Source organism: Variovorax sp. MPBD4-3, assembly GCF_058809745.1.
Map to the genome: position 1 here is coordinate 1 of NZ_JBXASW010000075.1, position 17655 is coordinate 17655.

Here is a 17655-nt window from a genome sequence, read left to right on the forward strand (position 1 = left end):
CGGCCAGCCCGCCCTCAACTACCCCGCCGCCACGATCACATGCGCCTGGATCTTGCCGGCCACCGGGCCTTCTCCATGACGACTCGCAATGGCCTGCGCCGCATGGTCCGTGGCGCGCTCCAGCGAAACGGCATCGCGCGACTCGATCTCGTTGCGCAGCGGCGTTCCCTGGCAATAGGCAGTGGCCACGTCGCGCGCCGAGGGCGAGCGGCTCTGCTTCTCGCGCGTGTCGATATGAATGCTGGCGAAGCCGGCGCGGCGCAGGTCTTCGCGAATCAGCGCAACGTCGTGATAGCCGTGCGGCGTGCGCGCCAGGAATCGCGGAGGGTCTTGCGGGAACAGCTCGGCCATGGCCTTGGTGACCTCATCGGCAAAGGCGTTCTCCTCGATGCGGTCCCACACGCTGAAGACGAAGCGCCCGCCCGGCCTCAGCACGCGGCGCGCCTCGGCATAGCCGGCGGTGCGGTCAGGGAAGAACATCGCGCCGAACTGGCAGCAGACGACATCGAACGAGGCGTCTTCGAACGGCAGCTCGAGCGCGTCGGCCTGTTGCCATTCGATGTTGAAGCGGCCATCGGCGGCTTGCCGGCTGGCGGCGTAGTCGAGCATGGGCTGGTTGAGGTCGGTCACCACGTAGCGCGTGCCGGTGGCCAGCCTGGGCGCAAGCGCCCGCGTGACCACGCCACTGCCGGCGGCTGTTTCGAGGATCGCGCCGGGGGAGAAGCCGGCTACCAGCTCGGCCGTGTCGGCGGCGTAGGCCTCGAAGATCAAGGGGACCATGAGCGTGTCGTAGAGCTTTGGGATCGAGCCTGTGAACACCTTGTCGGTATCGGCCATGGAGAGTCTCCTTGGAAGGGTGTTCGGGGCAGTGCCCTGTAGTGCCGTGTCGGGTTACCTAGTCCGGGGCTGGCCGGGTGGCTTCAACGGGCGGTACTGAACGGGCACCAGCCACGTTGCGCCATGGTGGCCCTGTCTGTGGGCCTCGTCAACGTCGTGACGTTGAATAGTCTATTGCGAGCACGCGGCAGAAAAGCGGGTAATTGCCGTCAAGCAACGGACCCTGAATCCTTTTTAGCCGATGGCAGATTTAGACTGTTCTCGGTCGTTGGCAACGATCCCATCGAACGACAGCTTCGGCGCTGAAAACGGCCAGTCGCGATGACGTCGCAATGGACTGGCTCAATCTGAAGCGCTCGTCGAAACGCTGCCCTCGGATTGCCAGCGGCCTTTTCCAACTTAGACCAAGTACAGGTCCGCGACCAAACTGTCTTGATTGCATTTGCTTAGGCGATCAAGCCCTGATTGAAGACGCCCAAGGCGTACCAGTCCGTCTGAAGATGCGCCATCTTGGTAAAAGAAAGCAATGTTTCCCCACGGAGCGTAGAAGCAAATGTCCCCCGATGACGGCGTATACGAAATCGGGGCGCCTTCAGTTGAAAGCTTGCGCGGCAGATCTGCGATCTTCTCTGTTGCCTCGTAGTCTTGGAAATGCAGCGTCATGGGAAGAAGCGAGGCGAAATCCGCTGCACTTGGACTGGTGTCAAGCTCTCCAGTTGCAACGACAGCACCGTCAACGACGATGTTGAGCTTCATTCCGCTCTTTTGTCTCGTTGAGCCAGAAGAATTAATTGCATCAGGTGGTCTGTCGCTCGACGTCATCAAATCAGTTTCTCCGGTGTGATCGGAAGATCGCGCACACGCCTGCCAGTGGCATGAAAGATCGCGTTGGCGATGGCGGCGGGAATCCCCACCATGCCCAGCTCGCCCATGCCCTTCACGCCCAGCGGATTGACGATGGTGTCTTCTTCCTCGACGAAGATGGTTTCGATGGAATGGATGTCGGCGTTCACCGGCACGTGGTAGTGCTGCAGGTTGGCATTCATGATTCGGCCGTAGCGGTGGTCGATCTCGGTCGCTTCTTCCAGTGCCATGCCGATGCCCCAGACCACGCCACCGATCTCCTGGCTGTGGGAGGCGAGCGGATTCAGGATCTTGCCGCAGGCCGTGACCTCGATGACGCGAGTGACCTTTACCGTACCCAGGTCCGGATCGACCTTCACCTCGACGAACTGCGCGCCGTGCGCGAGCGAGGCGTACTTCGCGCGCTCGGGCGACGGTGACGAGTCGTAGGTCTCGGCGATCTCGCTCGTGCCGGTGTGGCGCATGACCTCCGCGATGACGACCGAGCGCGACGGATCGCTCTTGAGGCGCAAGACGCCATCGAGCATTTCCACGTCCGCTGCGTTCGCGCCCTTCAGCGGCGACGCTGCATCCCGGTTCGCAAGATCCAGCAGCTTCGCGACGATGGTGAGCGCCGCACCTCGCACCGCCGAACCCACGCTGGATGTTGTCCACGAGCCGCCCTGCGCCGGCGCCTTCGGCTGCCGCGTGTCGCCCAGCTCGAAATGCACCTGGTCCAGCCGAAGACCGAGGAACTCGGCCGCGATCATGGTCATCACCGTGTAGGTGCCCGGCCCGATGTCGCTGGTCGCGCTGGTCACGCTCGCGGTCCCATCGGCACGGAAGATGACGCGTGCGCTGGCGGGCATCTGCATCGCACCCCACACGCTGGAGGCCATGCCCCATCCCACCAGCAGGCGGCCGTCGCGCATCGAGCGTGGCTCGGCCTTGCGGTTATTCCAGCCGAACTTCTCGGCACCCAGGCGGTAGCACTCGCGCAGCGCCTTGCTGGAGAAGGGCTTGCCGCTTTCAGGATCGACTTCGGCGTAGTTGACGAGCCGCAATTCCATTGGATCGATCTTGAGCGTGTAGGCCAGTTCGTCCATCGCGCATTCGAGCGCGAACATGCCACTCACCGCGCCGGGCGCGCGCATCCACGTCGGCGTGCCCAGATCCGTTGCCGCGACCTTCAACGGCGCGTGAAGGTTGGGGCAGGCATAGAGCTGCCGCGTGAAGCCGGTGGTCGAATCCGAGAACGCCTCGAACGACGAGGTGTTGTGGAACGCCTCGTGGATCATCGATGTCAGCTTGCCGTTGCGCTCGGCGCCCAGCGCGATCTTCTGGATGGTGTTCGGCCGGTAACCGTGTCCGGTGAACATCTGGGTGCGTGTGTAGACCACCTTGACCGGGCGCTTGAGTTCACGCGCCGCCATCGCCGTCAGCGATGGGTAGTAGTTCGGCTTGAGCGACGCGCCGAAGGCGCCCCCCACGAACGGAGACACCACGCGGATGTTCCCGGCCGGCACACCGAGGCTTTCTGCCAGATGCTTCTGCACGCCGAAGACTTCCTGCGTCTTGTCGAAGATCGTGAGCTGATCGCCCTGCCAGAACGCGATGGCGGCGTGCGGCTCGATCGGATTGTGATGGTTGATCGGAATGTGGTACTCCCCCTCGACCTTAACCGCCGCAGCCTGCATCGCGGCGACCGGGTTGCCGCGGGGCGTGCCCTTTGCCGTGGCGGGGTCCGGCTGCGCGCGGTCCAGCACCGTCGAGAAGTCGGTGTTGTGCGACTCGGTCTGGTAGGTCGTTTTGACGAGCCGCGCCGCATACCTTGCCTGTTCGTAGCTCTCGGCCACGACCAGCGCGATCGGCTGGCCGTTGAAAAACACGCGGTCCGATTGCAGCGGCCACGACCACGCTGGCGCTGCACCGGCCGCGGGTGCCGGACCGAGCCTGCCCGCGTTCAGATGCGTGAAGACACGGATCACGCCGCCCGCCAGTTCGGCTTCGCGCGTGTCGATGGCGGTGATGAGGCCCTTGGCCACCGTGCTCAGCACGATGAAGCCGTAGCTGACATTCGGGATCTGGAACTCTGCCGTGTACTTCGCCTTGCCGGTGACCTTGGCGAGCCCGTCGACGCGGGTCGTTTCCTTGCCTAGATAGCGTGCCATGTGATTTCCCTTCTTCACGCCAGGCGCGAAGCGCGCATCAGCGCCCGCACCACAGAACGGCGACCCAGTTCCACTTTGTGGGCGTTGTGCGCCAGCGGACGCGCATCGCGCAACGCGGCCTCGGCAGCGCGTTGGAATGTGGCCTCATCGGCACGCTGGCCCACGAGCACCGCTTCGGCCTCGGCACTGCGCCAGGGCTTGTGCGCGACGCTGCCCAGCACCACGCGCGCCTGCCGGATCCTGCTGCCGTCCATGTCCAGCGCGGCGGCCACGGAGACCATCGCGAAAGCGTACGAGGCACGGTCGCGCACCTTCAGGTAGTGCGCGTTGCGCGCGAAGTCCCCCGCGGACACGGGCAGCTCGATCGCGACGATCAACTCTCCATGCTCCAGGTTGTTTTCGCGCTGCGGCGTGTCGCCCGGCAGCCGATGGAAGTCGGTGATGGCGATCAGCCGCTCGCGGCCGTCCGGCGCGCGCACGCGCACCCTGGCATCGAGTGCGTACAACGCGGTGGCCATGTCGCCGGGGTAGGTCGCGACGCAGGCTTCGCTCCAGCCCAGGATCGCACTGATCTTGTTGAGCCCCTCGCGGGCGCCGCAGCCGCTACCGGCCTCGCGCTTGTTGCACGGCACGGACGTGTCGTAAAAGTAGTTGCAGCGCGTGCGCTGCAACAGGTTGCCGCCGTTGGTGGCCATGTTGCGCAACTGACCCGAGGCGCCCGCGACGATCGCCTGCGTGAGCAGTGGGTAGTTCTCGCGGATCAGCGGGTGGTTGGCCGTCTCTGTGTTGGTGGCCAGGGCCCCGATAGAGAGGCCGGCGCGCGTGCGCTGGATGTCGCGCAGCGGCAGGCGGGTGATGTCGACCAGGCGCGTAGGGCGCTCGACGTCTTCTTTCATGAGGTCCAGCAGATTGCTTCCGCCCGCGAGGTATTTGGCTTGCGGCAGGGCCGACATGGCGGCGGTCGCGGAGGTGGCATCCGTTGCCCGCACGTACTCAAACGGTCGCATGGCCGTCCTCCTTGCCGGGTGTCGTGGTCATTGCCAACTGCGTCCCGGTGGCGAAGCCCCAGGTCTGTGCGGCATGCCGGCCCGAATGCACCTCCTGAATCGCCGCGACGATGCCGGGATAGGCACCGCAGCGGCAGATGTTGCCGCTCATGCGCTCCTTGATCTCGTCGTGGGTCAGGCGCGTGGTGGTCTTGCCGACGTTCTCGGTGACGTGGCTGACCTGGCCGCGTTGCGCTTCGCCGAGCATGCCGACTGCGGAGCAGATCTGGCCCGACGTGCAGTAGCCGCACTGGAAGCCGTCGTGCTTGATGAAGGCCGCCTGCATAGGATGCAGCTGGTCTCCCTTCGCCAGTCCTTCGATGGTCGTGACCTCCCGGCCCTGCAGCGTAGCGGCCAGCGTCAGGCAGGAGAGGACGCGTTGTCCGTCCACCAGCACGGTGCAGGCGCCGCACTGGCCCTGGTCGCACCCCTTCTTGGAGCCTGTCAGCGCAAGGCGCTCGCGAAGCGCGTCGAGCAGCACGACGCGTGAGTCGATGTCCAGCGCATGCGGTGTGCCGTTGACCAGGAAGCTGACCTTCACGACGTTCTGCGCGACGACGGGCGCGGAGGCCGCGCCGGGCACAGGCGGCATCTGCGCGAGCGCAGATTCGGTCGCCAGCAGGTTGGCGGCGAAGAGGCCGACGCCACCGCCGCCGGTCTGCATCATGAACGTGCGTCGCGCTTGACCCACGTCGTTGAGTGCGGGCATCTCTCGAAGCAGTGCCGCTTCGTCCGCATTGAGTTCGAACGGGAGATCATTCTTGATTTCGTGGGGCATGGACGGTGTCCTTTCAAAATGGGATGCGGTGGCAGTTCGCCAGCTCATCGCGGTGCGTGTTGGCCGGGCCGTGCTTGACCGTGCGCTGCGAAGCCGTCTGCGGGCTTTTTTGGTTGTTCTTTGCCGCGTTCGACTGTGTCAAACACGCCGGGCGTCGACTACGTGACAAATGCTTAATGCCTTTATTACTTCAGCTAATGAATTTCAGGCCGCGGGCTGCGTTGAGTCTTCATTGCCTTGAGAATCCGACCTTGACGCTGCCCTGTCCAAGCGCTTGCGCCAACCCGGCCGGGTCGTCCACCCTACCCAGACGCGTGTACGAATACTGCGAATCGAAGGTCAGATAGAAGACGACTACGGTGCTCGTGCCGTACAGCATGAGGTCGCCGTTGCGGATCGTTCCCGGTCGCCTAGCGTTCGCGGGCAACTCCTTCGCCAAGTCGAACTTCTTTTCGTTGGCGTTGAGATCGGTCATGTCGAGCGTCATCGGCAGTCGCGCAGCGAACGCACGGGCGGCCTCCGTATCGGCCAGGGTCACGGCCATGCGACGTTCGCCGACGGTCATCCACATGCGTGACTCGGCGTGACTGGCACCGACAGCGAGCAGGCCGATGCACAGGCCCGCGAGGTGCAGGCGCCACCGTCTGCGAGGTTTGACCGTCGTGGCGAAAGGAACGAGGCGTTGGGTCATGTCGATTTCGTGCGGTCAGCACGCGCTGTCAAGACAACCAGAAACGCGCCGATCAGCAACAAGCCGGCGCTGAAAACAAAGGTGCTCCGGTAGCCACTGCCGTCGAACAGCAGGCCACCCACCGTGGAGCCGAGCGCGATGGAGAGTTGCACCACCGCCACCATGAGCCCGCCGCCGGCTTCGGCGTCTTGCGGCAGCGTGCGTGCGATCCACAGCCACCAGCCGACCGGCGCTGCGGTTGCCACCAGGCCCCAGACGCCCAGCAGCACCGTCGTGGCAGACACCGAGCCTCCCGCGGCGACAAGCGTCACCGCGATCGCGGCCATCAGCACCGGAATGATCGTCAGCGTGCCGTAGAACCCGAGCTTCAGAAACGGGCCGACGACCGTGGTGCCGACGAAGCCAGCGACACCCAGCGTCAGCAGCACCAGCGGCAGCGTTGACACATCGACCTGCGTCACTGTCTCCAGGAACGGCCGCAGGTAAGTGAACAGCGCAAACTGCCCCATGAAGAAGATGCCAACTGCCAACATGCCGAGCACGACCAGCCGGTTCTTGAAGAGCCTGAAGACATTGCCCGAGCCACGCGAACGTGGCTGTACCTTCATGGCCGGCAGGCTGAACCACTGCCAGACGAATGCGATCGCCGCGACTGGCACCAGGCAGAAGAACGCGCCGCGCCACCCGATGACCGAGGAGAGGAAGGAGCCCAGCGGCGCCGCCACGACCGTGGCCAGCGCATTGCCGCTGTTGAAGATCGCGAGTGCACGCGGCACCTTGGACGGTGGCACGAGTTGCATGGCGGTGGCCGCCGACATGGACCAGAAGCCACCGACCACGACACCGATCAGCGCTCTGCCCGCCATGTAGGTCAGGTAGTTGGGTGCGAGCGCGACGATGGCCCCCGAGAGGCACATCAGCGCGGTCAGCGACAGCAGCAGTGTTTTGCGGTCAATCCTCGTGGCGATTGCCGAGATCGACAGGCTGGTGAGCACCGCGAAGGCGCCGGAGATGGCGATGCCCTGTCCCGCCATGCCTTCGGTGACCTTGAGGTCGGTCGCCAACGGCGTCAGCAGGCTGACGGGCATGAACTCCGAGGCGATCAGTGCGAAGACGCACAGCGTCATCGCGAAGACTCCGCCCCAGTGAGCTGGCTGCGCTTCGCTTCGTTCGTCCAAAGCGGCGCTGCCGGCCGACGCGCCAATGGCTTGTGCCGTCATCAGGCGCTCGCCCCAACGAGGTGCTTGTTGAAGAACGAGGTCAGCTTGTCGAAAGGAATCAGCGTGACGCGGTCGTACAGATCCACATGGCCGGCGCCCGGAACGATGAGCAGTTCCTTCGGTTCGGCGGCGCGCTTGTAGGCGTCTTCGCTGAACTCCCTGGAATGCGCCTGGTCACCAGTGATGAACAGCATCGGCCGAGGCGAGATCGTCTCGATGTCGTTGAACGGGTAGAAGTTCATGAACTTCACATTGCTGGTCAACGTCGGCATCGTGGTGGTGCGCGCCGATGCGCCCTTGGGGGTGAACTCGCCGCGCGGCGTGCGATAAAAATCGAAGAACTCGCGTTGGATGGGATGCGTGTCGGCTGCCAGCGCGAGCACCGTTCCACCGGTGTATTGGACAGCGCCGCCGTTGAACTCCGCCTGCCGTTGCTCGGCGGCCGCAGCGATGATCTGCTTGCGCTGAGCGACCGTCTGCGAGTGGTTCAGCGCATCGCGGTTGGCCGAGCCCATGTCGTACATGCTCACCGTAGCGATGGCCTTCGTCCGCGGATCGATCTTGGCTGCACTGATGACGAAGCTGCCGCTGCCGCACACGCCGATGGCGCCGATCTGCTGCCTGTCGACGAGCGCTTGGCTGCCAAGGTAGTCGACTGCAGCGCTGAAGCTCTCGGCATACATGTCGGGCGAGACGGCATTGCGCGGCTGTCCGTCACTGCCACCCCAGAACGCCAAGTCCAGCGACAGGGTCACGAAGCCCTGCTCTGCCATCTTGGTCGCGTACAGGTTCGCGCTCTGCTCCTTCACCGCCCCCATCGGATGACCAACGACGATGGCCGGGCTGCGCTTCTTGCGGTCCAGCTTCTTGGGAAGGAAGAGGTTTCCTGCGATGGTCATCTGGTACTGGTTCTTGAAGCTGACCTTCTGCACGGTGACTTCGTCGCTCGTGTAGAAATTGTCTGCGCCGTTTGACAACCGGGTGCTCTTCTTCGGCGCCGCTGCCAATGTGGCGCCAGTCGTCGACAACATGCCGGCGGCAGCGGCGCCGGTGCCAGCCATCTTCAAAAATTCGCGGCGATCGGAAGGGGTGTCTGTATGGGTTTTCATGGTCGATGTTCCTTTACGGCAAGTCTGCCGATCGACGAGAAAATTGACTAGTTAATTAATGCTTAATACATTTATTACCCTCACTAATCAGTGCACGCCCCGCGAAGACCAACATGCCAAGACGCAATCTCAACGACCTCCTGGCCTTTGTGACGGTGGCCCGCGAAGGCAGCTTCACCAAAGCGGCCGGCACATTGGGCGTTACGCAATCGGCGCTCAGCCAGGCGATCCGCGGGCTGGAAGAAGGCCTGCAGATCCGCCTGCTCACACGCACCACACGCAGCGTCGCACCTACATCTGCTGGAGAGCGACTCATGAAGGCGATCGGCCACCGCTTCGACGAAATCGAGGCCGAACTCGACGCGCTTACCGAATTGCGCGACAAGCCCGCCGGCACCGTGCGCATCACCTGCGGCGACAACGTGCTGCACACGGTGCTGCTGCCCAAGCTCACGCCGCTGCTGCGCGAGTACCCGGAGATCAAGCTGGAGTTCGACATGAACTACAGCTTTCGGGACATCGTGGCGGACCGCTTCGATGCGGGCGTGCGCATGGGCAACACGATCGACAACGACATGATCGCGGTGCCGATCGGGCCACCGTTGCAGATGGCGGTGGTGGCATCGCCCGAATACTTCGCCGTCCATTCCATCCCCAAGACGCCGGCCGATCTGACGAAGCACGCCTGCATCAACCAGCGCATGCCAACATCGGGCGGACTCTATGTGTGGGACTTCGAGAAGCGTGGCCGGAAGGTCAACGTCCGCGTTGATGGGCCGCTGATCTTCAACACCGCGCCTCCGCAGATCGACGCATCGCTGGCTGGGCTCGGCATCTCGCTGCTGCCGGAAGACGAGCTGATGGCGCACATCGACTCGGGGCGGCTGGTTCGCGTGTTGCAGGACTGGTGCCCCAAGTTCGCCGGCTACCACCTGTACTACCCCAGCAAGCGGCAGCCGTCGCCGGCCTTTTCGCTGGTGGTAAAGGCATTGCGCTTCAGCGCTTCGCGGTAAAAGCAGTTCGCTCGGGTTTGCGATACCTGAGCGCCTCGATCACCAGCGCCAACGCCGGCGCGATCTGGCGCCGGTTCGCATAGTAGAGGTGATAGCCCGGAAAGGTCGGCCACCAATCTTCCAGCACCGGAATCAGTCGGCCTGCATCAATGTGTGGCTTCATCAGGTCGTAAGGAACATAGGCAAAGCCCAGGCCGTCGAGCGCTGCCTGCAGCATCAGGGCCGTGCTGTTGAAGATGGTCTGCCCGTCGACCTTCACGTTGACCGACTTTCTACCCTTCTCGAAATCCCACGCGTACAGGTTGCCGCGCGTCGGCAGGCGCAGGTTCACGCACCGGTGTTCGGTTAGGTCCTGCGGCTTCTTCGGCGATGTCTTGCCTGCCAAGTACTCAGGGGAGGCAGCCACCGACATCCGCATGTCGGGCGAAATGCGCACGGCCACCATGTCCTTGTCGATGCGGTCGCCGACTCGCACGCCGGCGTCGAAGCGCTGCGCCGCGATGTCGGTGAAGCCGTAGTCGACGCTGAACTCGATCTGGATGTCGGGGTACTGCTTGAGCAAGGGCATCAAGCGAGGCCAGAGCGCGGTGCCGATGGCGTGGTCGTGTGCGGTGATGCGCACCGTGCCGGCCGGTTTGTCGCGCATCGCGCTGAGCTGACCTAGTTCGGCCTCGATCTCCTGCAGACGCGGCGCCACCGTGTCGAGCAGGCGCGCGCCGGCTTCCGTGGTCGAAACGCTTCGGGTGGTTCGCGTTAGAAGCCGCACGCCCAGCCGCGCTTCCAGCCCCAACATCGCGTGGCTCAACGCCGAGCGCGAAAGACCAATTTGCGCTGCCGCTCGGGTGAAACTCCGCTCGCGAGCGACCACCACAAATGCTTGCAGATCGTTCAGGTTTTCTTTGGCCATTGGTGATTGTTTTGCACAGGTGCATGCTGATTTTGCAGTCTTCTCGGAAAACCGGCGCAGAAATACAGTGGGGCGAACGCAAAGGCACCTCCTATGAAACTCATCCGTCCCGGCACTCAAGCATCCGCCAAGGGCCCTGCTGAATGCTTCACTGGCTCCGTCCGCATCGACTTGCTGAACAACCCGCCGCCGCCTGCGCGCACGTCGTGCGCCAGCGTCACCTTCGAGCCCGGTGCGCGTTCAGCTTGGCATACCCATCCACTGGGCCAGACACTGATCGTCACAGCGGGCTGCGGGTGGACCCAATGCGAAGGCGAGCCGATCGTCGAGATTCGTGCGGGAGATGTCATCTGGTGCCCGCCCGGCCACAAGCACTGGCACGGCGCGACCGCCACAACTGCGATGACGCACATTGCCGTGCAGGAAGCGCTCGACGGCAAGAACGTTGAATGGCTGACGCACGTTACCGATGCAGAGTATTTCGCAGGCCCGGCGGCAACTGCGACAACGCATGTCTGAGCTATTTCTTTGAGCTGGTTTCAGATCAACAAGGAGTCCCATTTGAACCACCATCTTCGCGCCTTGGGCGCATGTTTTTGGATGGCTCAGGCCTGCGCGGCTTACGCCGTGGAACCCGCCGTGCCCATCACAGCCCAGCAAATTTTTCGTGCGGGAGCCACGCCATCCGTGGCTGGTCCTGAGGCGACCTTCACCGGTCGCGTCAGGGTCGATCAGCTCTGGCCCGCCACCAGCGGGATTGCCGCAAGCGGCGGCTACGTTACTTTTGAGCCAGGTGCACGTTCTGCGTGGCACACCCATCCTGCCGGACAGCGGCTGGTCGTCATTTCAGGTGTAGGGCGCACACAGGAGTGGGGCAAGCCCGTTCAGGAACTACGAGCCGGGGATGTCGTCTGGTGCCCGCCGGGTGTGAAGCATTGGCACGGTGCATCGCCTGCAGTGGCGATGACACATCTTGCGGTGACAGGAATGCTCGATGGAAAGAACGTCGAATGGATGGAGAAAGTCAGCGATGAACAGTACACAACACGTTAAGCGCTTCTCGAAGCTTGCCCTCGGCCTGGCAATCGGCACTGTGGCCATGATGGAGCATGCGCCCTCGCATGGACAGACCTCAGCGGCGACGCAGCGGGAGTCTGCGTCCGAGACCCTCTCAATGCGCCAGCAGGCCATCGTTCCGATCGCGGCGTTCGGCGCTTCTGGTGACATGGCCCGGCTCGCTATCGCGCTCGATCAGGGCCTGGACGCCGGGTTGACCGTCAACGATGCGAAGGAAGTGCTCATACAGCTCTACGCCTACGCAGGATTTCCGCGCAGCTTGAACGCTTTGAACGAACTGATGAAGGTCGTCGAAGCACGCAAGCAACGCGGTATACAGGATGCACAAGGGCAGCTGCCTGGAAGGCCCATTCCAACCGGCGAAGCGCTGCTCGCGGCCGGCACCGCGAACCAGACCAAGCTGCTGGGCGGTCCCGCAAAGGGCGCCATCTATGACTTCGCGCCAGTGGTGGATCAGTACCTGAAGAGCCATCTGTTTGGTGCCATCTTTGAGCGCGATAACTTGGATTGGCAAAGTCGCGAGCTCGCAACCGTCGGGATGTTGTCGGCGTTGCCGGGGGCTGACGCGCAACTGCAGGCACACATGGGCTTCAGCATGAATGTGGGCATCACGGCGGGCCAGCTGGATCAGTTAACGAAGGTATTGGCCACGAAGGTGGATGGGCAAGCTGCAACGCGGGCTCACGATGCGCTTGCGCGCCAACTGGCGTCGCGGACAAAGAGCTGAGTGAATCGTTGAGGTTGTTTGTAGCAAGGATGGAAATCCTCGCTCTGCGTGCGCTACCCCGAGCAGACCGTCATCCACCTTAAAAAGTATCTATCGCGCTTCCATTTCGCCGGGCGCGTGCAAAGCGTTAGTTGCTACGTCTGCTTTGCAGGGCGGAGCAGCCTTTCGCTGGCGGACTCCGGACGGCCGCAATCGCTGCAGAGCGGCCATCAGCAGAACAACGTCGAACGGAGGCTCTAGTTGCTATCGAGCGTCAGTGGACAAAGTGGCTGAACTCCTGCCTGTCTTGGGTCAGTACGCACCCATGTAGTCACGCTTACCGATCTCAACACCGTTGTGGCGCAAGATGGCATAGGTGGTGGTCACGTGGAAGAAGAACTGCGGCAGTCCATAGTGCAGAAGATATGCGCCTGCGGTCAGCTTCTTTTCCTTGGGGGTGCCGGGGCGCAACACGATCTCGCGGCCTTCGCTTGAGTCAAATTGCTCAGCCTCGAAGGAGCCGATATGGGCCAAAGCTTTGGCGATCAACGCTTGCAACTCGGCGAAGCTGGCCTCAGTGTCTGGCCACGACGGCACCTCGGCACCAGCCAGGCGGGAGGCGATGCCCTTGGAGAAGTCTGCGGCGATCTGTACCTGACGTACCAGCGGAAACATGTCAGGGAACAGCCGCGCCTGCAGCAGCGCATTCGGATCGATATTTTTTTGCGTCGCGTGGTCTTCGGCCTTCTTGAGCACGTCGGACATGGCGCGCAGCATCTGCTGCATGACGGGAACGGAGGCGTTGTACAGCGGGCTGGTCATAGTGAGTTCACTTCTAAAATTGGGCGCGATGGCCGGAGTTGGCGTGGCAGAGACCCTGCCGACCGTGCAAGGCTAACAGCACAGGGCGAACTGAATCACCCGGCTTTTATGGCCGGGTTTTCTTCCCGCTGGTAGTCGGAGCCGCCGCGTTGAAGGGCAGCTCACCAGCTGGAAGCGAACGGTGCGGATGGGCCCATGGCTCAAGTTGACCTGCAGCCAACACATAAGCGTCGAAGGGTTCTGGAGCCCTTCATGTTTGAAACCTACCCCCGCTTGCTTGAGATGCCGGCCTTTCGTCATGGATAAATTCTTGCTGCAACAGCAGGTGCTGGAACGGCTCGCCGAAGACCTGCTGCAAGCCGAGCAGGCGGTGCGGGCGGCCCATGAAACGGCGACCCACGAAGAGAACATCGCCGAAAACAAATACGACACATTGGGACTCGAAGCTGCCTACCTGGCCACCGGCCAAGCCCGGCGCGCCGAAGCGATCCGCCAGGCGATGGCCAATTGGCGCCAATTCCGCCCGCGTCCCTACGACGCCAGCAAAGGTATACAGCTCGGCGCGCTGGTCTGCCTGGTCGATTCCGACGACAAGCAGCAACAGCTTTTCCTCGGTCCGAATGCGGGCGGCATGAAGTTGGTCAGCGGCGCTCGGCTCGTTCAGGTCATCAGCAGCGAAGCACCTTTGGGCAGGGCCATGCTCGGCAAATGCGAGGGTGATGAGGTGTCAATACAGGTGGCTCTAACCCGACTGCAGTTTGAGGTGCTCCGGGTTCATTGAGCCGCAAGCAAGTTCACGCCGAATTGGCCGAGGTCTGCAGACGTTCAGGCGTCGTGAATGTGCCGGCTGGCTGGCAAGCCCTATCCAACCGGGCTCATCTCCTGAAACAACGCCACAGCCTCCCGCGCCAAATCCGAAGCAATCCAAAGCAGATTCTCCCGATGCGCCTCCCCCGCATCCTGGAACCATCCGTCCCCGGCGCCGTAGAAGCACCACAGCAACGAGTTCAGCTGCTCCAGCTTGTTCTCGAGAAGATCGGAAGCGCCCGGTGTAGTGGGAGTGGTCGCGTCCGCGGATGCCGGCCTTGCAGGCCCGGCCATAATTCGTCCAGCCATTTGGTGTGCTCGCTTTCCAAAGTTATTGCACGTCACTTGGTTAGACGGTCAAGGTGTTCGCGCACCTTGGCCGTCGCCTTTTGTGCTCCACGCCTGCATCGATGCGCGTTGCACCGGTAGCAGGGCGTGGAATCACAAGGGCATTCACTGTAGAGAAAACCAGCCCGGCGCGAGAAAAACTTCTGCCCAGAAGTTCTCGAATGGCGCAGGTATTCGCGATGTGACGGCTCTCGGCCAGTCGAATCAGCTCTGCCCGAACTTCCGCGCGTGCTCCACGGCGTACTTGATCAGCTCCGCCTGCCCCTCGATGCCCAGCCGCCGCTTGATGCTCTGCCGGTGCGCCTCCACCGTGCGCACGCTCAGGCCGAGGTCGCGCGCGATCTGCTTGCTCGATTCCCCTCGCCCCAGCGCCGAGAGGATCTCGCTCTCTCGCGGCGTGAGCAGGGGGCGCGGCTCCTGCGTGCGGAAGAGCTTCTTCGACACGGCGGGGCTCAGGAAGGTGCCGCCCGCCGACACGGCCTCGATGGCCGCGACGATCTCCGCCGCGGGCGCGTCTTTCAGCACGTAGCCGCGCGCGCCGGCCTGCAGGGCCTTCTGCACGTATTCGGGGTTGTTGTACATGCTGAGCATCACGATGTGCGGCGCGCCCTGGCGCTGCAGCAGCAGGGCCGCAAGCTCGATGCCGTTCATGTCTTTCATGCCGACGTCCATCAGCATGAGGTCGGGCCGCACGCTGTCGACTTGAGCGAGCGCCTCGGCCGCGCTGCCGGCCTCGCCGACGATCTCCAGGTTGGGCATGCTGCCCAGCCGCGCGCGCAGGCCGTCGCGCACCAGCGGGTGGTCGTCCACCAGGAAGAGGCGAATGGTGCCTGCGGTCATGCGGATGCGGCCCTTGCGTTGCGGGCCGGCACTTCGGCCTCGATGGAGGTGCGGCCTTGGTTCGAGTGCATGGCCAGCTGGCCGCCAATGGCTTCCATGCGCTCGCGCATGTTGCGCAGGCCGATGCCGCGGCGCGGGTCGAGCTGCACGGCATCGATGTCGAAGCCGGTGCCGTCGTCGCTCACCTCGAGCCGCACGCCGTCTTTCTCGTCGAAGGCCAGCGCCACGTGCACGTGCTGTGCGTCGGCATGCTTGCGCACGTTGGTCAGCGCTTCCTGCGTGAGGCGGAAGAGCGCGGTCTTCACCTCGGGCTGCAGCTCGAAGGCTTCGCCCTCGATCATCATCGACGCATCGACGGCGCCTTCGTCCCTGAACTCGTCAACCAGCCGCTCCAGCGCGGCGGGCAGGCCCAGGGTGTCGAGCAGCGCGGGGCGCAGCCGGTGCGAGATGCGGCGCACCTCCATCAGCGAATCGTTCAGCCGCTGCAGCGCCTTGGGCAGTGCGGGCGGCGTGGGCTGGTGCCGGCTTTCGAGCGACTCCACGGCCGATTCGATGAGCAGCTTGGCCGACACCAGCGTCTGGCTGGTGCCGTCATGCAGCTCGCGCGCGAGGTGGCCGCGCTCTTCTTCCTGCGACTGCACCACGCGCCTTGCGAGCAGGCGCAGCTTGGCTTCGGCCGTGCGGTGCTCGCTGAGGTTCAGCAGCAGCCCGGCGGCGCTGACCACGCCCAGGCACAGCGCGGCAATGCCGGCTATCCACAGCAGCGTCGCGGTGACGTTGGCGTTCATCTGCCGGTCGAGGGTGTCCATGGTCGACTGGATGTCGTCCAGGTACAGGCCGGTGCCGACCATCCAGTTCCAGCGCGGCATGGCGGTGACGTAGCCCAGCTTGGGCGCCAGCTGCGCGCTCGACGGCTTGCGCCATTCGTATTCGACGTAGGCGCCGCCTTTTTCCTTCGCGCCCTTGATCAGGTCCTGGATGGTGTAGCGGCCTTGCGAGTCGCGCATGCCCCAGAGGTTCTTGCCCACCAGCTCGGGCTGGCGCGAATGCATGAGGGAGTTGCCTTCCATGTCGTAGACGAAGAAGTAGCCGTCGTCGCCATAGTTGAGCGCGGCCAGCCGGCGCAGTGCCTCGTTGCGCGTGGCCTCGTCGTCCTGGCCGGATTCGTACAGCGGCAGCAGGTTGCTCACGGCCAGGTCCACGTAGCTGCGCAGTTCGCTGCGGCGCTGGGCCATGTAGCTGTTCTCGATGAGGGCGCGCTCGCGCTGGGCAAGGTCGTGCTCCTGGTGGCGCACGGCAAGTGCCACCAGCACCAGTGCGATGAGCAAGGGCGCGACGGCAAGCGCAACGATCTTGAGGCGGAGATTCATCGGGCGGCAAGCCTACCACCGCGCACTCCTGCCGATTTCTGCCGATGCCGGCCGCCTGGGCGGGCTGCTGATGCTGCTCAGTCTTGCGGGTTCATCGCGGGCAGCAGGCCTCGGTCGCTCAGTGCGTCGAGCAATGCCTCCTGCTCGGCGCCGCCTTGCAGGATCAGGTCGAGCCCCTTGCCCGAAGGAGGGCGGATGGCCAGGAAAGAAAATTCGTAGCCGATGCCGCTCGCACGGCGAAGGGTGATACGCGATTGCAGCAGGTCGGACTGCCATTCGTCGTCGGTGCTGCGCAGCCGCGTACCGTGGAGCTCGAAGGCCCGCACCCGCGAGGGCGCGAAGGTGCTGATCCGCGAGATCGGAACGGCCCAGACCAGCCAGGCGACCAGCGGCATGAGAACGCAGAGGCCCACCATGGTCTTCACGAATCCCGCATTCGACGCATTGAGCAGCAGCGCGATGCCACCTGCGCCCGCCAGCGCATAGCCCGCCCAGATCCACGCCAGAAAGCACCGCCAGCAGAAAACCAGGGCGCGGCTTTGCAGCGTGCCTGCCCGCGTTGCCCTGGCGCTGCCTGCCTGTGCAAGATAGTGGTTGAAGACCGGCACCAGTTCATCGACGGGCGCCGCCAGCATCAGCTTTCTGAATGGCCGTGTATGAACGATCAGGTAGTTGTCGCTGTCGGGAATGCCTTCGAGGGCCAGCACGTCGATCCAGTCGACGTGGCCGAGGCCTTGCACGGAGAAGCCGGCTTCGCCGATGTCGACGGGCGTGCATTCGCTGAACGGCCTGGCCCGGCCCTTGGCCAGCCAATGCGTCTCGACCCAGATCCATGCGCGCACGACGGCCACCAGGCCCACCAGCCACAGCGCCACGAGTGCGAGCAAGGCCAGCATGTCCAGCGCGATGTGCCAGCCCTTGGCGTCCAGGTCGATCGCCCATGCCGCCCCGGCGACCAGCGCCGCGGAGTAGGCCGTGCAAAGCACCAGGATGGGCCAGATGCCGCTGGCGTCTGTCTGGGTTACCTGGATGGAGCGCGAAAAAACCGGCGAACTCATCGGCTGCAAGGC

The 17655-nt window shown here is 63.8% G+C and carries 18 protein-coding genes; 5 read left to right on the forward strand and 13 right to left on the reverse strand.

Going from position 1 to position 17655, the window contains the following annotated elements:
• Positions 1 to 18 precede the first annotated feature (18 nt).
• From AC1RVW_RS27465 to AC1RVW_RS27500, 8 genes are all read right to left on the reverse strand, one after another.
• Entirely contained in the window at positions 19 to 837 is an 819-nt protein-coding gene (locus tag AC1RVW_RS27465; protein WP_493203723.1) for a class I SAM-dependent methyltransferase, read from the reverse strand.
• Between the two features lie 399 nt (positions 838 to 1236).
• Positions 1237 to 1593 (reverse strand): cyclophilin-like fold protein, encoded by a 357-nt coding sequence (locus tag AC1RVW_RS27470; protein ID WP_395322657.1) that lies wholly within the window; start codon positions 1591 to 1593, stop codon positions 1237 to 1239.
• A gap of 65 nt (positions 1594 to 1658) precedes the next feature.
• Entirely contained in the window at positions 1659 to 3851 is a 2193-nt protein-coding gene (locus tag AC1RVW_RS27475; RefSeq protein ID WP_493203725.1) for a xanthine dehydrogenase family protein molybdopterin-binding subunit, read from the reverse strand.
• Positions 3852 to 3865: 14 nt separating this feature from the next.
• Positions 3866 to 4858, reverse strand: coding sequence for an FAD binding domain-containing protein (locus AC1RVW_RS27480; RefSeq protein WP_493203727.1), 993 nt, complete (start codon positions 4856 to 4858; stop codon positions 3866 to 3868).
• Entirely contained in the window at positions 4845 to 5675 is an 831-nt protein-coding gene (locus AC1RVW_RS27485; RefSeq protein ID WP_493203729.1) for a 2Fe-2S iron-sulfur cluster-binding protein, read from the reverse strand. Before AC1RVW_RS27485 ends, AC1RVW_RS27480 begins: the two co-directional genes overlap by 14 nt.
• A gap of 229 nt (positions 5676 to 5904) precedes the next feature.
• A complete protein-coding gene (locus AC1RVW_RS27490) occupies positions 5905 to 6366 on the reverse strand; it encodes a cyclophilin-like fold protein (protein WP_493203731.1) in 462 nt (153 codons plus the stop codon).
• On the reverse strand, positions 6363 to 7493 hold the full coding sequence (locus AC1RVW_RS27495) for an MFS transporter (RefSeq protein ID WP_493203753.1): 1131 nt from the start codon (positions 7491 to 7493) through the stop codon (positions 6363 to 6365). The genes AC1RVW_RS27490 and AC1RVW_RS27495 overlap by 4 nt, the downstream gene beginning before the upstream one ends.
• A gap of 92 nt (positions 7494 to 7585) precedes the next feature.
• Positions 7586 to 8617: an alpha/beta hydrolase gene (locus AC1RVW_RS27500; RefSeq protein ID WP_493203755.1), complete on the reverse strand. Its 1032-nt coding sequence runs from the start codon at positions 8615 to 8617 to the stop codon at positions 7586 to 7588.
• Positions 8618 to 8808: 191 nt separating this feature from the next.
• On the opposite strand from AC1RVW_RS27500, the gene AC1RVW_RS27505 reads away from it, so the two are divergent.
• Positions 8809 to 9708 carry a LysR family transcriptional regulator gene (locus AC1RVW_RS27505; RefSeq protein WP_395322581.1) on the forward strand — a complete coding sequence of 300 codons (900 nt, stop codon included), beginning with the start codon at positions 8809 to 8811 and terminating at the stop codon, positions 9706 to 9708.
• Here AC1RVW_RS27505 and AC1RVW_RS27510 read toward each other — a convergent pair.
• Positions 9692 to 10615 (reverse strand): LysR family transcriptional regulator, encoded by a 924-nt coding sequence (locus AC1RVW_RS27510; RefSeq protein ID WP_493203733.1) that lies wholly within the window; start codon positions 10613 to 10615, stop codon positions 9692 to 9694. The genes AC1RVW_RS27505 and AC1RVW_RS27510 overlap by 17 nt on opposite strands.
• Before the next feature lie 93 nt (positions 10616 to 10708).
• On the opposite strand from AC1RVW_RS27510, the gene AC1RVW_RS27515 reads away from it, so the two are divergent.
• The 3 genes from AC1RVW_RS27515 (at position 10709) to AC1RVW_RS27525 (ending at position 12419) form a co-directional block, all read left to right on the forward strand.
• Positions 10709 to 11134 carry a (R)-mandelonitrile lyase gene (locus AC1RVW_RS27515; RefSeq protein ID WP_493203735.1) on the forward strand — a complete coding sequence of 142 codons (426 nt, stop codon included), beginning with the start codon at positions 10709 to 10711 and terminating at the stop codon, positions 11132 to 11134.
• A gap of 81 nt (positions 11135 to 11215) precedes the next feature.
• On the forward strand, positions 11216 to 11668 hold the full coding sequence (locus AC1RVW_RS27520; RefSeq protein WP_493203757.1) for a (R)-mandelonitrile lyase: 453 nt from the start codon (positions 11216 to 11218) through the stop codon (positions 11666 to 11668).
• Between the two features lie 49 nt (positions 11669 to 11717).
• Complete coding sequence (locus AC1RVW_RS27525; protein WP_493203759.1) at positions 11718 to 12419, forward strand: carboxymuconolactone decarboxylase family protein; 702 nt, start codon at positions 11718 to 11720, stop codon at positions 12417 to 12419.
• A gap of 291 nt (positions 12420 to 12710) precedes the next feature.
• Here the strand turns inward: AC1RVW_RS27525 and AC1RVW_RS27530 are convergent, their stop codons facing one another.
• A complete protein-coding gene (locus AC1RVW_RS27530; RefSeq protein ID WP_106937171.1) occupies positions 12711 to 13220 on the reverse strand; it encodes a DUF1993 domain-containing protein in 510 nt (169 codons plus the stop codon).
• Between the two features lie 298 nt (positions 13221 to 13518).
• On the opposite strand from AC1RVW_RS27530, the gene AC1RVW_RS27535 reads away from it, so the two are divergent.
• Positions 13519 to 14001, forward strand: a complete 483-nt coding sequence (locus AC1RVW_RS27535; protein ID WP_493203737.1) for a GreA/GreB family elongation factor — start codon at positions 13519 to 13521, stop codon at positions 13999 to 14001.
• Positions 14002 to 14579: 578 nt separating this feature from the next.
• On the opposite strand, the gene AC1RVW_RS27540 is transcribed toward AC1RVW_RS27535, so the two are convergent.
• From AC1RVW_RS27540 to AC1RVW_RS27550, 3 genes are all read right to left on the reverse strand, one after another.
• Entirely contained in the window at positions 14580 to 15215 is a 636-nt protein-coding gene (locus AC1RVW_RS27540; protein WP_493203739.1) for a response regulator transcription factor, read from the reverse strand.
• Positions 15212 to 16585 carry a cache domain-containing protein gene (locus AC1RVW_RS27545; RefSeq protein WP_493203741.1) on the reverse strand — a complete coding sequence of 458 codons (1374 nt, stop codon included), beginning with the start codon at positions 16583 to 16585 and terminating at the stop codon, positions 15212 to 15214. The genes AC1RVW_RS27540 and AC1RVW_RS27545 overlap by 4 nt, the downstream gene beginning before the upstream one ends.
• A gap of 77 nt (positions 16586 to 16662) precedes the next feature.
• On the reverse strand, positions 16663 to 17643 hold the full coding sequence (locus AC1RVW_RS27550) for a hypothetical protein (protein ID WP_493203743.1): 981 nt from the start codon (positions 17641 to 17643) through the stop codon (positions 16663 to 16665).
• Positions 17644 to 17655 lie beyond the last annotated feature (12 nt).

Bases quoted from the DNA above. Each gene is read 5' to 3' on its own strand.
- AC1RVW_RS27475 (WP_493203725.1), bottom strand. From the start codon at position 3,851: ATGGCACGCTATCTAGGCAAGGAAACGACCCGCGTCGACGGGCTCGCC.
- AC1RVW_RS27500 (WP_493203755.1), bottom strand. From the start codon at position 8,617: ATGTTGTCGACGACTGGCGCCACATTGGCAGCGGCGCCGAAGAAGAGC.
- AC1RVW_RS27550 (WP_493203743.1), bottom strand. From the start codon at position 17,643: ATGAGTTCGCCGGTTTTTTCGCGCTCCATCCAGGTAACCCAGACAGAC.
- AC1RVW_RS27515 (WP_493203735.1), top strand. From the start codon at position 10,709: ATGAAACTCATCCGTCCCGGCACTCAAGCATCCGCCAAGGGCCCTGCT.
- AC1RVW_RS27490 (WP_493203731.1), bottom strand. From the start codon at position 6,366: ATGACCCAACGCCTCGTTCCTTTCGCCACGACGGTCAAACCTCGCAGA.
- AC1RVW_RS27540 (WP_493203739.1), bottom strand. From the start codon at position 15,215: ATGACCGCAGGCACCATTCGCCTCTTCCTGGTGGACGACCACCCGCTG.
- AC1RVW_RS27465 (WP_493203723.1), bottom strand. From the start codon at position 837: ATGGCCGATACCGACAAGGTGTTCACAGGCTCGATCCCAAAGCTCTAC.
- AC1RVW_RS27520 (WP_493203757.1), top strand. From the start codon at position 11,216: ATGGCTCAGGCCTGCGCGGCTTACGCCGTGGAACCCGCCGTGCCCATC.
- AC1RVW_RS27495 (WP_493203753.1), bottom strand. From the start codon at position 7,493: ATGACGCTGTGCGTCTTCGCACTGATCGCCTCGGAGTTCATGCCCGTC.
- AC1RVW_RS27485 (WP_493203729.1), bottom strand. From the start codon at position 5,675: ATGCCCCACGAAATCAAGAATGATCTCCCGTTCGAACTCAATGCGGAC.
- AC1RVW_RS27535 (WP_493203737.1), top strand. From the start codon at position 13,519: ATGGATAAATTCTTGCTGCAACAGCAGGTGCTGGAACGGCTCGCCGAA.
- AC1RVW_RS27530 (WP_106937171.1), bottom strand. From the start codon at position 13,220: ATGACCAGCCCGCTGTACAACGCCTCCGTTCCCGTCATGCAGCAGATG.
- AC1RVW_RS27525 (WP_493203759.1), top strand. From the start codon at position 11,718: ATGGAGCATGCGCCCTCGCATGGACAGACCTCAGCGGCGACGCAGCGG.
- AC1RVW_RS27505 (WP_395322581.1), top strand. From the start codon at position 8,809: ATGCCAAGACGCAATCTCAACGACCTCCTGGCCTTTGTGACGGTGGCC.
- AC1RVW_RS27470 (WP_395322657.1), bottom strand. From the start codon at position 1,593: ATGAAGCTCAACATCGTCGTTGACGGTGCTGTCGTTGCAACTGGAGAG.
- AC1RVW_RS27510 (WP_493203733.1), bottom strand. From the start codon at position 10,615: ATGGCCAAAGAAAACCTGAACGATCTGCAAGCATTTGTGGTGGTCGCT.
- AC1RVW_RS27480 (WP_493203727.1), bottom strand. From the start codon at position 4,858: ATGCGACCGTTTGAGTACGTGCGGGCAACGGATGCCACCTCCGCGACC.
- AC1RVW_RS27545 (WP_493203741.1), bottom strand. From the start codon at position 16,585: ATGAATCTCCGCCTCAAGATCGTTGCGCTTGCCGTCGCGCCCTTGCTC.